Annotated in this window: 12 protein-coding genes; 11 read left to right on the top strand and 1 reads right to left on the bottom strand. The window is 39.8% G+C overall.

The annotated features are described in order from the left end of the window. Nucleotides 1-105: 105 nt before the first annotated feature. The 6 genes from cggR to eno all read left to right on the top strand — a co-directional run bounded on the left by cggR (nucleotide 106) and on the right by eno (nucleotide 7,129). Complete coding sequence (cggR, locus tag ACLBXA_RS10720) at nucleotides 106-1,134, top strand: gapA transcriptional regulator CggR (protein WP_001258185.1); 1,029 nt, start codon at nucleotides 106-108, stop codon at nucleotides 1,132-1,134. A 26-nt stretch (nucleotides 1,135-1,160) separates the two neighbouring features. Next, nucleotides 1,161-2,165, top strand: a complete 1,005-nt coding sequence (gene gap, locus ACLBXA_RS10725; protein ID WP_000161234.1) for a type I glyceraldehyde-3-phosphate dehydrogenase — start codon at nucleotides 1,161-1,163, stop codon at nucleotides 2,163-2,165. A 139-nt stretch (nucleotides 2,166-2,304) separates the two neighbouring features. Beyond that, on the top strand, nucleotides 2,305-3,489 hold the full coding sequence (locus ACLBXA_RS10730) for a phosphoglycerate kinase (protein ID WP_001036332.1): 1,185 nt from the start codon (nucleotides 2,305-2,307) through the stop codon (nucleotides 3,487-3,489). Nucleotides 3,490-3,521: 32 nt separating this feature from the next. Next, a complete protein-coding gene (gene tpiA / locus ACLBXA_RS10735) occupies nucleotides 3,522-4,277 on the top strand; it encodes a triose-phosphate isomerase (RefSeq protein WP_001231042.1) in 756 nt (251 codons plus the stop codon). Next, the gene (gene gpmI / locus ACLBXA_RS10740; RefSeq protein ID WP_001231141.1) at nucleotides 4,274-5,803 is read left to right on the top strand and encodes a 2,3-bisphosphoglycerate-independent phosphoglycerate mutase; all 1,530 of its coding nucleotides are present in this window, start codon (nucleotides 4,274-4,276) and stop codon (nucleotides 5,801-5,803) included. The genes tpiA and gpmI overlap by 4 nt, the downstream gene beginning before the upstream one ends. A 30-nt stretch (nucleotides 5,804-5,833) precedes the next feature. Then, entirely contained in the window at nucleotides 5,834-7,129 is a 1,296-nt protein-coding gene (gene eno, locus ACLBXA_RS10745; protein WP_000103951.1) for a phosphopyruvate hydratase, read from the top strand. A 50-nt stretch (nucleotides 7,130-7,179) separates the two neighbouring features. On the opposite strand, the gene ACLBXA_RS10750 is transcribed toward eno, so the two are convergent. Continuing rightward, complete coding sequence (locus ACLBXA_RS10750) at nucleotides 7,180-8,082, bottom strand: nucleoside hydrolase (protein ID WP_447617207.1); 903 nt, start codon at nucleotides 8,080-8,082, stop codon at nucleotides 7,180-7,182. 399 nt (nucleotides 8,083-8,481) lie between these two features. On the opposite strand from ACLBXA_RS10750, the gene ACLBXA_RS10755 reads away from it, so the two are divergent. The 5 genes from ACLBXA_RS10755 (at nucleotide 8,482) to rnr (ending at nucleotide 13,349) form a co-directional block, all read left to right on the top strand. Beyond that, on the top strand, nucleotides 8,482-8,850 hold the full coding sequence (locus ACLBXA_RS10755; protein ID WP_000673223.1) for a CidA/LrgA family holin-like protein: 369 nt from the start codon (nucleotides 8,482-8,484) through the stop codon (nucleotides 8,848-8,850). Continuing rightward, entirely contained in the window at nucleotides 8,847-9,539 is a 693-nt protein-coding gene (locus ACLBXA_RS10760; RefSeq protein WP_150159038.1) for an LrgB family protein, read from the top strand. Before ACLBXA_RS10755 ends, ACLBXA_RS10760 begins: the two co-directional genes overlap by 4 nt. Before the next feature lie 94 nt (nucleotides 9,540-9,633). Beyond that, nucleotides 9,634-9,867, top strand: a complete 234-nt coding sequence (secG, locus tag ACLBXA_RS10765; protein WP_000557266.1) for a preprotein translocase subunit SecG — start codon at nucleotides 9,634-9,636, stop codon at nucleotides 9,865-9,867. Between the two features lie 160 nt (nucleotides 9,868-10,027). Beyond that, on the top strand, nucleotides 10,028-10,768 hold the full coding sequence (gene estA, locus ACLBXA_RS10770) for a carboxylesterase (protein WP_000761976.1): 741 nt from the start codon (nucleotides 10,028-10,030) through the stop codon (nucleotides 10,766-10,768). Nucleotides 10,769-10,910: 142 nt separating this feature from the next. Then, a complete protein-coding gene (rnr, locus tag ACLBXA_RS10775) occupies nucleotides 10,911-13,349 on the top strand; it encodes a ribonuclease R (protein WP_000391343.1) in 2,439 nt (812 codons plus the stop codon). The last annotated feature ends 142 nt before the right edge of the window (nucleotides 13,350-13,491 follow it).

A 13,491-nucleotide genomic window follows, 5' to 3' on the forward strand; every position in this document is an offset into this window, starting at 1 on the left:
CGTAGCAGGGATTATTTTTTTAACCTATGTGGGACACAAAATGTCACTACGGGACGTAAAGTGACCACCGAGGAAAAATGAACCAATGTAGTGAGGAGAAAAGATATGCGCTCATGGATTCAGAACACAAAAAAATTATTACCTGATCTGCTACCTGTTATGCAAACGAGAATGCAAATTCTTCAATACATTAGGCTCATGCAGCCGATTGGAAGAAGAAACTTATCAGCAAGCCTCGGTATGACAGAACGAGTATTGCGAAGTGAAGTTCAAGTTTTGAAAGAACAAAACTTAGTTCACGTCGCTTCTTCTGGAATGACTTTGACAGAAGAAGGAACAGCTTTAGTTCTTGCTTTGGAAGACTTTATGAAAGAAATTTCCGGGTTAAAGGTTTTAGAAAAGCAACTTAAGGAAACATTAGACTTGGATGAAGTTTTCGTTGTCCCTGGTGATAGTGATGAATCACCTTGGGTCAAACTGGAGATGGGCCGTGCTTGTGTGACTTGTATAAAAGACCGTCTGACAGCGAATAATATCGTTGCTGTGGCTGGAGGAACTACGCTAGCTGCTGCTGCGGACATGATGCAACTTGATTGTAAAGATTTACATATGCTATTTGTCCCAGCACGTGGTGGAATCGGAGAAGGTGTTGAATTAGAAGCCAATACCATTTGTGCCAAGATGGCGCAAAATACGATGAGTAATTATCGCTTATTGTATGTTCCAGACCATGTTAGTAGCGAAGCATATGCGTCTATTGTGACAGAGCCTTCCGTGAAAGAAGTTCTTGAGTTGATTCGATCTTCCAATATCGTCATTCATGGAATAGGTGATGCGTTAACAATGGCACGTCGCAGAAGTACTTCGGAAGCAGATTGGTTAAAGATTCAAGCAAGCGAAGCAGTTGGTGAAGCTTTCGGTTACTACTTTAATGAAGAAGGAAATGTTGTTCATAAAGTAAGAACAGTTGGTATGCAATTAGAGGATTTACAAAATGTATCTCACGTTGTTGCAGTCGCTGGAGGTTCTTCAAAGGCAAAAGCAATACAGGCTGTAATTAAACAAGGGCACACTTCAATTCTAATTACAGATGAAGGTGCAGCAAAACAGTTAACAAAGGGTTTTACCCTTTAATATAATCCCCCAAGGAGGAAATTCAAATGACTAAAATTGGTATTAATGGATTTGGACGTATCGGACGTAACGTATTCCGCGCAGCTCTTAACAACTCTGAGGTAGAAGTAGTAGCAATCAACGACTTAACAGATGCTAAAACATTAGCTCACCTTTTAAAATATGACACAGTTCACGGAACTTTAAATGCAGAAGTATCTGCTAACGAAAACAGCATCGTTGTTAACGGTAAAGAAATTAAAGTTATCGCTGAGCGTGACCCAGCTCAATTACCATGGAGCGACTACGGAGTAGAAGTAGTAGTAGAATCTACTGGCCGTTTCACTAAAAAATCAGACGCTGAAAAACACTTAGGTGGATCAGTTAAGAAAGTTATCATCTCAGCTCCAGCTTCTGACGAAGATATCACTGTAGTTATGGGTGTTAACCACGAACAATACGATGCAGCTAACCACAACGTAGTATCTAACGCTTCTTGTACTACAAACTGTCTAGCTCCATTCGCTAAAGTATTAAACGAAAAATTCGGCGTAAAACGCGGAATGATGACAACAATTCACTCTTACACTAACGACCAACAAATCTTAGACTTACCACACAAAGATTTACGTCGTGCTCGTGCAGCAGCTGAAAACATGATCCCAACATCTACTGGTGCAGCTAAAGCTGTAGCATTAGTATTACCAGAACTTAAAGGTAAATTAAACGGTGGCGCTGTACGTGTTCCAACTGCTAACGTTTCTCTTGTTGATTTAGTTGTTGAACTTGACAAAGAAGTAACAGTTGAAGATGTAAACGCAGCATTCAAAGCAGCAGCTGAAGGCGAATTAAAAGGTATCCTTGGATACAGCGAAGAGCCATTAGTATCTATCGACTATAACGGATGTACAGCTTCTTCTACAATCGATGCATTATCTACAATGGTAATGGAAGGTAACATGGTTAAAGTACTTTCTTGGTACGATAACGAAACTGGTTACTCTAACCGCGTAGTAGACTTAGCAGCTTACATGACTTCTAAAGGTCTTTAATTCTTAATTATATAAGCAATCAATGACAAAACGAGGGAGAGGGTTTGTTCCCTCTCTCTCTTCTTTCGTTTTAAAAGCAAATGTGTTAAGCTTTTGAATGGGTTTTGTCAATCCTAACTAGTAGTCGGAGGGAAATCCAATGAACAAAAAATCAATTCGTGACGTAGATTTAAAAGGTAAGCGTGTATTTTGCCGCGTTGATTTCAACGTACCTATGAAAGAAGGCAAAATTACAGATGAAACTCGTATCCGTGCAGCTCTTCCTACAATTCAATATTTAGTAGAGCAAGGTGCGAAAGTTATTTTAGCAAGCCACTTAGGCCGTCCAAAAGGTCAAGCGGTAGAAGAATTACGTCTTACTCCAGTAGCAGCACGTTTAGGCGAGCTTCTTGGTAAAGATGTTAAAAAAGCAGACGAAGCATTCGGACCAGTTGCACAAGAAATGGTTGCAGCAATGAACGAAGGCGACGTATTAGTTCTTGAAAACGTACGTTTCTATGCGGGCGAAGAAAAGAACGATGCAGAACTTGCGAAAGAATTTGCAGCACTTGCTGACATCTTCGTAAACGATGCATTCGGTGCAGCTCACCGTGCTCACGCTTCTACAGCAGGTATCGCAGACTACCTACCAGCAGTATCTGGTCTATTAATGGAAAAAGAGTTAGATGTATTAGGTAAAGCACTTTCTAACCCAGAACGTCCATTTACAGCTATTATTGGTGGTGCGAAAGTAAAAGATAAAATCGGTGTAATTCGTCATCTATTAGACAAAGTAGATAACTTAATCATCGGTGGCGGACTTGCTTACACGTTCGTTAAAGCTTTAGGTCATGAAATTGGTCTATCTCTATGTGAAGACGACAAGATTGAACTAGCTAAAGAATTTATGCAACTTGCAAAAGAAAAAGGCGTAAACTTCTACATGCCAGTTGATGTTGTAATCACTGAGGAATTCTCTGAAACTGCAACAACTCAAATCGTTGGTATCGACTCTATCCCTTCTAACTGGGAAGGCGTAGACATCGGTCCTAAAACACGTGAAATTTATGCAGATGTAATTAAAAACTCTAAGCTTGTTGTATGGAATGGACCAATGGGTGTATTCGAAATGACTCCATTCGCAGAAGGTACAAAAGCAGTAGGACAAGCATTAGCAGATGCAGAAGATACATACTCTGTTATCGGCGGTGGTGACTCTGCAGCAGCTGTTGAAAAATTCGGTATGGCTGATAAAATGAGCCACATTTCTACTGGCGGCGGTGCGTCATTAGAATTCATGGAAGGTAAAGAGCTTCCAGGTGTAGTTTGTCTTAACGACAAATAAGTAGCAGCCAAAGAAAAAGGACGGTGCAAAGCATGCGTAAACCAATTATCGCAGGTAACTGGAAAATGAATAAAACTCTATCTGAAGCAGTTAGCTTCGTAGAGGAAGTTAAAGGTCAAATCCCAGCAGCTTCAGCTGTTGATGCAGTAGTTTGCTCTCCAGCTCTATTCTTAGAGCGCCTTGTAGCAGCAACTGAAGGAACTGATTTACAAGTAGGTGCACAAAACATGCACTTCGAAAAAAATGGTGCATTCACTGGCGAAATTAGCCCAGTAGCACTTAGCGACTTAAAAGTAGGCTACGTAGTACTTGGCCACTCTGAGCGTCGTGAAATGTTTGCTGAAACAGACGAATCAGTAAACAAAAAGACTCTAGCAGCATTTGAACATGGTTTAACACCAATCGTATGTTGTGGTGAGACTTTAGAAGAGCGCGAAAGCGGAAAAACATTTGATCTAGTAGCAGGTCAAGTGACAAAAGCACTTGCAGGTTTAACAGAAGAGCAAGTTAAAGCAACTGTTATCGCTTATGAGCCTATCTGGGCTATCGGTACAGGTAAATCTTCTTCTTCTGCAGATGCAAATGAAGTATGTGCGCACATCCGTAAAGTTGTTGCAGAAGCTGTTTCTCCAGAAGCTGCAGAAGCTGTTCGTATTCAATACGGCGGTAGCGTAAAACCAGAAAACATTAAAGAGTATATGGCACAATCTGACATCGACGGCGCTTTAGTTGGCGGTGCTAGCTTAGAGCCTGCTTCGTTCTTAGGTCTTCTGGGGGCGGTAAAATGAGAAAGCCAACAGCTTTAATCATCCTTGACGGTTTCGGACTTCGTGAAGAAACTCACGGGAATGCTGTAGCACAAGCTAAGAAACCTAATTTTGATGGTTACTGGAACAAATTCCCTCATACAACGCTTACAGCTTGTGGTGAGGAAGTAGGTCTTCCAGAAGGTCAAATGGGTAACTCTGAGGTTGGTCACTTAAATATTGGTGCTGGCCGCATAGTATATCAAAGCTTAACACGCGTAAACGTTGCAATTCGTGAAGGTGAGTTCGATCAGAACGAAACATTCCAAAATGCAATTAAAAGCGTAAAAGAAAAAGGTACTGCTCTTCATTTATTCGGTTTACTTTCTGATGGTGGTGTGCACAGTCACATGAACCATATGTTTGCTCTTCTTCGCTTAGCAGCAAAAGAAGGTGTGGAGAAAGTTTATATCCATGCGTTCTTAGACGGCCGCGATGTTGGACCACAAACAGCAAAAGGTTATATCGATGCAGCAAATGAAGTAATTAAAGAAACAGGAGTAGGACAATTCGCGACTATCTCTGGTCGTTATTACTCCATGGACCGTGACAAGCGTTGGGATCGCGTAGAAAAATGTTACAGTGCTATGGTGAATGGTGAAGGCCCTACTTATAAATCAGCAGAAGAGTGTGTAGAAGACTCTTATGCGAACGGTATCTATGATGAATTCGTATTGCCGTCTGTAATTGTTAACGAAGATAACACGCCAGTTGCAACAATCAATGATGATGATGCAGTTATCTTCTATAACTTCCGTCCAGACCGTGCAATTCAAATTGCTCGTGTATTTACAAACGAAGACTTCCGTGAGTTCGATCGTGGTGAAAAAGTACCTCACATTCCAGAATTCGTATGTATGACACACTTCAGTGAAACTGTAAATGGTTACGTGGCATTCAAGCCAATGAACCTTGATAACACTTTAGGTGAAGTTGTTGCGCAAGCGGGATTAAAGCAACTTCGCATCGCGGAAACCGAAAAGTATCCGCACGTTACATTCTTCTTTAGCGGTGGTCGTGAGGCTGAATTCCCAGGAGAAGAGCGTATCTTAATTAACTCACCGAAGGTTGCAACGTATGACTTGAAACCTGAAATGAGCATTTACGAAGTAACGGACGCTTTAGTAAATGAAATCGAAAATGATAAACATGATGTTATCATTCTTAACTTTGCAAACTGTGATATGGTTGGCCATTCTGGGATGATGGAACCAACAATTAAAGCAGTAGAAGCAACTGACGAATGTTTAGGAAAAGTTGTAGAAGCGATTCTTGCAAAAGATGGTGTAGCACTTATTACTGCTGACCATGGTAATGCCGATCAGGAGTTAACTGCTGATGGCGAGCCGATGACAGCTCATACAACTAACCCGGTTCCTTTCATCGTTACAAAAAATGATGTAGAGCTTCGTGAAGGTGGTATTTTAGGAGATATCGCTCCAACAATGCTTACACTTTTAAATGTGGAACAACCGAAAGAAATGACAGGTAAAACAATTATTAAATAATTTGCTTATATAAAAAGGAGAGAATTTATTATGTCAACAATTATTGATGTTTATGCTCGCGAAGTCCTTGACTCTCGTGGTAACCCAACTGTAGAAGTAGAAGTTTACACAGAAAGCGGTGCTTTCGGACGCGCTATCGTACCAAGTGGTGCATCTACTGGTGAGCACGAAGCAGTAGAATTACGTGACGGTGACAAATCTCGTTACCTTGGTAAAGGTGTTGTTAACGCAGTAAACAACGTTAACGAAATTATCGCTCCAGAAATCGCTGGTTTCGATGTAACTGACCAAGCTGGTATCGACCGTGCTATGATCGAATTAGACGGCACTCCAAACAAAGGTAAACTAGGCGCTAACGCTATCCTTGGTGTATCTATGGCAGTAGCTCACGCAGCAGCTGACTTCGTAGGTCTTCCATTATACCGTTACCTTGGTGGATTCAATGCAAAACAATTACCAACTCCAATGATGAACATCATCAACGGTGGTTCTCACGCTGATAACAACGTTGACTTCCAAGAGTTCATGATCTTACCAGTTGGTGCTCCAACATTCAAAGAATCAATCCGTATGGGTGCTGAAGTATTCCATGCACTTAAAGCTGTATTACATGACAAAGGTCTTAACACTGCAGTAGGTGACGAAGGTGGATTCGCTCCAAACCTTGGTTCTAACCGTGAAGCTTTAGAAGTAATCATCGAAGCTATCGAAAAAGCTGGTTACAAAGCTGGCGAGAACGTATTCTTAGGAATGGACGTTGCTTCTTCTGAGTTCTACAACAAAGAAACTGGTAAATATGACCTTGCAGGCGAAGGCCGTACTGGCTTAACTTCTGCAGAAATGGTTGATTTCTACGAAGAGCTTTGCAAAGACTTCCCAATCATCTCTATCGAAGATGGTTTAGACGAAAACGACTGGGATGGTCACAAATTATTAACTGAGCGTATCGGTGATAAAGTACAATTAGTTGGTGACGATTTATTCGTAACTAACACTCAAAAACTTGCTGAAGGTATCGAAAAAGGTATCTCTAACTCAATCTTAATTAAAGTTAACCAAATCGGTACTTTAACTGAGACTTTCGAAGCTATCGAAATGGCTAAACGTGCTGGTTACACAGCAGTTGTATCTCACCGTTCTGGTGAAACTGAAGATGCTACAATTGCTGACATCGCAGTTGCAACTAACGCTGGCCAAATCAAAACTGGTTCTATGAGCCGTACTGACCGTATTGCTAAGTACAACCAATTATTACGCATCGAAGACGAACTAGGCGAAATCGCTGTTTACGATGGTATCAAATCTTTCTATAACATCAAACGATAATTGTAGAAAATAACGACAGACCGTGAGAAATCACGGTCTGTTTTTTTATGCTAAAATTGTTCGCCCGTCATAAGTGACATGAAATGTTTGAAGAAGCGGTTATAATCAAAATCAATTGCGATTTGATGACTCGGCCAATCAATAAATGGCTTAGATTCTCCTAAAGAGCGAAATTCTCCAATGCTTGCCCCCTGCGCATAAGATTCTGTCATGACAACGATAGGTGATTTGTGATAGGTAAACATAGAGTTATCAAGTAAAGCGAGTATTGGCATTGTGTCATGGAAGGGGCTACCCTTTAAATGTGGTAGGGCGTCTTTATAATATCCGTAGTAATAATGATCGAATAAAGGTTTGACAAGTGGGGCTTTTCCTTTTGTTTCAATATACTCCGCCATCTCGGGTGTAATGACGGAATATTGGGTGACGTTTAATGGGTATATGTACATGTTAGCTGTAGATTGGAGGACTATATTAGCAGCAGTAGGATCGCCATAAAAGTTTGCTTCGGAAATAGGGGTAACATTACCAGGGTGTAAAAAGGCACCGCCCATTACGTAGTAAGATTTAACTTGCTTCATTAACTGTTTACATACGATGAATAAAATTGCTAGGGAGGTAAGTCTTCCTAAACTTACAATGATTAATTCATCTTTATACTGCTCAATAAGAGGAATAACTTCAAAAAAATTCTCCAATTCTCCGTTAGTCACATTTACCTTTGGAATAATTGGCCCGAGCCCCTGTTTCCCATGTACATCCGTAAAAAACGCAGGTGGGGCACCAGTAAGAGGACGTTCTGAACCACCGAATATCTTGATATTTCTATTCTTTGTTTCGTTATTAAAAAAATGAGCATTTTGTACGGCCATTTTTTTCGGGACATTACCGTAATCAGCAACAATACCGATAATTTCTATTTCATCAATAAAGAAAGCTAAGAGGAGAGCCATCGTATCATCAATCCCAGGATCACAAAAAATGAGAACTTTTTTGGCATATGTTCACCACCTATCTTGTTTATCCCTTACAAACCCGCTTGATGAGGGCTAACAATCAGTATGGATGTGGGAATCCTCATGGATTAAAGTTTCACTTTATATATATGTAAGCTTAAGGATAAAAAGATTATTTTATTGAAATAATAGTCTTATAAATTCAGAAAATAAAAACTTTTTATATTAGGTCAAGGTTTTTGACGTAATTTTCGTTTGGAAATGCAGTCATATCAAGGTTGTAAGCGTATAACAAAGGCTGTTTTTGCTGTCAAGTTGATAAATTGCAGCTTTTTACAATTTATACTATGATAAAGATATTAACAGAAGATCGTATAAACATGAGGGATGATGAACATGAAATTTACAAAGATTCTTGTCCAAATTGCTGCTCTTTACGTGTTTTATATGGTTGGAACTTGGGTGCAAGAAATGCTAAATATTCCAATTCCAGGAAGTTTGATTGGGATGTTCCTCTTACTTGTTTTACTTAGCCTAAAAGTTCTTCCAGTGAAATGGTTCGATTTAGGAGCAGAAACACTCGTTGCTATTATGCCGTTTTTATTAATTCCGCCAACGCTTGGCTTAATGAATTACGGTGCTTTTTTTATGAGTAAAGGAATTTCTCTTTTCATTACAGTTGTAGCGAGTACATTTTTAATTATTATTGTCGCAGGACATACAGGACAATATCTTGCGAATAGGAAGGAAAGAAAGTCGCGATGAGCCAAATATTAATCGGAATCGGTTGGGTTCTTTTTACGGTGCTATTATATCAATTATCTAAAAAAATCTATAAATTATTTCCAACACCATTCACCATTCCAATGCTTGTAGCAACAGGATTAATAGCTTTCCTATTTATCGTGCTTGATATACCATATCAACATTATATGGAAAGTGGTGGTGGCTGGATTGCAAAGCTACTTGGACCCGGTGTTGTAGCATTTGCAATTCCTCTTTATAAACAACGTCATGTTCTGCAAAAGTATGTTGTACCGATTGCCGGCGGGGTATTAGTAGGTACAACAGTTGCAATCGCTAGTGATTTTGCCATTGCTTCACTTATGGGAACAGATAAAAGCTTAATCTTATCGTCTTTACCAAAATCGGTGACAATGCCAGTTGCGATGAGCGTTTCTGAACAAGTTGGTGGTGTACCTTCCTTAACAGCAGCTTTCGTTGTTATCGCAGGTATTACTGGAACGATTACAGGACCTCTCTTATTAAAATGGAGCCGTGTTACAAACTCAGTTGGTAAAGGTATCGGATTTGGATGTGCTTCTCATATTATGGGCGTTATGAGAGCGATGAAAAATAACGAACATGAAGGTGTTATTGGATCGGTAACAATGACATTAACAGCAATTTTGACATGTTTACTTGGACCGTTATTTGCAATGATGTTTATGTAATGGAAGAAAAGCGGGAGCGACTCTATAGCTCTCGCTTTTCTATAGGATTTATGCTACAGTTACAATAACTGAATCTTTGTAGGAGGTACGCCAAGTGCATACGTTATTATCCGTTTTACTTATTACTGTATCGATTTTAATGATTGTTATGGTACTTATGCAGTCTAGTAATAGCTCAGGCCTTTCAGGTGCAATTTCAGGCGGTGCAGAGCAATTATTTGGTAAGCAAAAAGCACGTGGAATTGAAGCAGTATTAAACCGTATCACAATTGTTTTAGCTGTATTGTTCTTTGTATTAACAATTGCTGTTACGTACTTAAACTTATAGAATTGAAAGAAGAAGCGTTAGTAAGATGTACTAATGGTTCTTCTTTTTTGTTTTGCCATTTGAAAGATGTTTCTAATTAGATTATAGAAATATAAATATGGTACACTAGATATAGAAAGAATACGACTAGATTACAGAAGAGAAAGAGGAGAAGTACATGATGAAATTAGCATCTCCGAAACCATTTACATTTGAGGGTGGAGACCGCGCTGTTTTATTACTACATGGATTCACAGGGAACTCAGCTGATGTACGTATGTTAGGGCGTTTCTTAGAGAAGAAAGGCTACACTTGTCATGCGCCAATTTATAAAGGGCACGGTGTACCACCAGAAGAGCTTGTTCATACAGGTCCTGAAGATTGGTGGCAAGATGTAACGGAGGCATATCAGCTTTTAAAAGATAAAGGTTTTGAGAAAATTGCTGTTGTTGGATTGTCACTTGGCGGCGTATTTTCTTTAAAATTAGGTTATACAGTACCGGTTTTAGGTGTAGTACCAATGTGTGCACCGATGTATATTAAGAGCGAAGAAACGATGTACCAAGGTATATTGGCATATGCCCGCGAATATAAAAAGCGTGAGCAAAAATCACCAGAGCAAATCGAACAAGAAATGCTGGAATTCCAAAAGACACCGATGAATACATTAAAAGCATTACAACAATTAATTGCTGACGTACGTAACAATGTGGATATGATTTATGCACCAACATTTGTTGTACAAGCACGTCATGACGAAATGATTAATACAGATAGTGCTAACATTATTTATAACGGTGTAGAATCTACGTTAAAAGACATTAAATGGTATGAAGACTCTACGCATGTCATTACACTTGATAAACAACGTGACGAGCTACATGAGGATGTATATAACTTCTTGGAGCAACTAGATTGGTAAGATCTAGTTGCCTCTTTTTTTCATAAGGAATTTTTTGTGAAAACTGTAAAAATCATAAGAGGAGTATTGAAGTTTCACTTTATACATCCCCTATCTTTCGGATACACTAAATAATATAAGGTTTTAAAGGAGGTATTTTTGCTTGGAAGAAATCACACAAGAACATATTGATAAGTTGTTATTATTTATGAGAGAAGAAGCGTATAAACCGCTAACGATACAAGAGTTAGAAGAGGCATTTGGAATTGAAGGTTCTGAGGGCTTTAAAGATTTTGTAAAAGCACTTGTAATGATGGAAGAGAAGGGACTTGTTATTCGTACACGTAGTAATCGATACGGTCTTCCTGAAAAGATGAATTTAGTACGAGGTAAGTTAATTGGACATGCACGTGGCTTTGCTTTCGTTGTGCCAGAAGAGAAGAAAACTGGAGACGATGATCTTTTCATCCCTCCTACAGAATTAAACGGTGCACTTCATGGCGATACAGTATTAGCACGCCTTAGTTCTCAATCGAGCGGTTCACGTCAAGAAGGTTCAATTGTACGCATTTTAGAGCGTGGAACGAAAGAACTTGTTGGTACATATACAGAATCGAAAAACTTTGGATTTGTTATACCTGACAATAAGCGCTGGACGAGTGATATCTTTATCTTGAAAAGTGCATCAATGGGTGCTGTAGAAGGTCATAAAGTAGTTGTGAAAATTACGAGCTATCCAGAAAATCGTTTAAGCGCAGAAGGTGAAGTTATTCAAATTCTAGGTCATAAAAATGATCCAGGAGTAGATATTTTATCTGTCATTCATAAACATCATTTACCTTTAGCATTCCCTGAAGAAGTGATGGAGCATGCAAACAGTGTACCAGAAACGATTTCAGAAGAAGATTTAAAGGATCGTCGTGATTTACGTGATCAAATGATCGTAACGATTGATGGTGCAGACGCGAAAGACTTAGATGATGCTGTTACAGTAACGAAGCTTGAGAACGGTAACTACAAGCTTGGCGTTCACATTGCGGATGTAAGTCATTACGTTCAAGAAGGTTCTCCAATTGATGTAGAAGCAGCGGAAAGAGCGACGAGTGTGTATCTTGTTGACCGTGTAATTCCGATGATTCCACATCGTCTATCTAACGGTATTTGCTCATTAAATCCGAAAGTAGACCGTCTGACATTATCTTGTGAAATGGAAATCAACAACTTAGGTGATGTTGTTAAACACGAGATTTTCCAAAGTGTGATTAAAACGACAGAGCGTATGACGTATGCTGACGTAAGAAGCATTTTAGAAGATGAGGACGAAGAGTTAATTAAGCGTTATGAGCCATTAGTACCGATGTTTAAAGAGATGGGTCAATTGGCACAAATTCTACGTGAAAAACGTATGCGCCGTGGTGCAATTGACTTTGACTTTAAAGAAGCGAAAGTATTAGTAGATGAAGAAGGAAAACCGACTGATGTTGTTATGCGCGATCGTTCTGTATCAGAGAAGTTAATTGAAGAATTTATGCTTGTTGCGAATGAAACAGTAGCAGAGCACTTCCACTGGATGAACGTACCGTTTATGTACCGTGTCCATGAAGATCCGAAAGAAGATAAGCTTGAGCGTTTCTTCGAGTTTGTAACGAACTTCGGATATGCGGTAAAAGGACGTGCGAATGAAGTACACCCTCGTGCGCTGCAACAAATTCTTGAAATGGTTCAAGGACAGCCTGAAGAAGTAGTTATTTCAACGGTTATGCTTCGTTCTATGAAGCAAGCTCGTTACGATGCGGATAGTTTAGGGCATTTCGGTTTATCAACTGAGTTCTACACACATTTCACATCACCAATTCGTCGTTACCCAGATACAATCGTTCATAGATTAATTCGTGAATACATTATTAATGGTAAAGTCGACAATGAAACGCAAGCAAAATGGCGTGAAAAATTACCTGAGATTGCAGAGCACTCTTCTAATATGGAACGCCGTGCTGTTGAAGCAGAGCGTGAAACAGATGAGATGAAAAAAGCAGAGTATATGGTTGATAAGATCGGTGAAGAGTATGACGGTATGATTAGCTCTGTAACAAACTTCGGTTTATTCGTAGAGCTTCCAAATACAATTGAAGGTCTTGTACACGTTAGCTACTTAACGGATGATTACTACCGTTATGACGAGCAGCATTTCGCTATGATCGGAGAGCGTACAGGAAACGTATTCCGCATCGGTGACGAAATTACAATTCGTGTTATTAACGTAAATAAAGACGAGCGTGCAATCGACTTTGAAATCGTTGGCATGAAAGGTACACCTCGTCGTAAGTTCAAAGATCGTCCAGTCGTTATCGAGCAGCCAAGAACAGGCAGAAAGAAACGCGGTGGACGTAGCGAGCGCAGTAATGAGCGCGGCGGTGAACGTGGCACAGGTAGAAAGTTTGACCGTGGTGGCAAAGGTAAAAGCACAGGAAGAGGATCCGCATCAGCAACAGCATCCACGTCTGCTAGTCAGCCAGGGAAAAAAGATGGTAATGGCAAGAAGAAAAAAGGATTCTTCGAAAACGTACCAGGATTCAAGAAGAAAAAGAAAAAGCGTAAGTAAGAAAAGGATGGCTTCGCTTTGATGAAAAGCGAGGCTTTTTTTCTTTTTGTTGGAATCTAGCTACAGTGGCTAGAATGTTCGGCGGCTTCACTTCTTCCCGAGAGGCAAAGAGCGCCTCAAGGTCAGAAGCTCCATCCACCTC

The sequence above is a fragment of the Bacillus sp. D48C genome, from assembly GCF_053345735.1.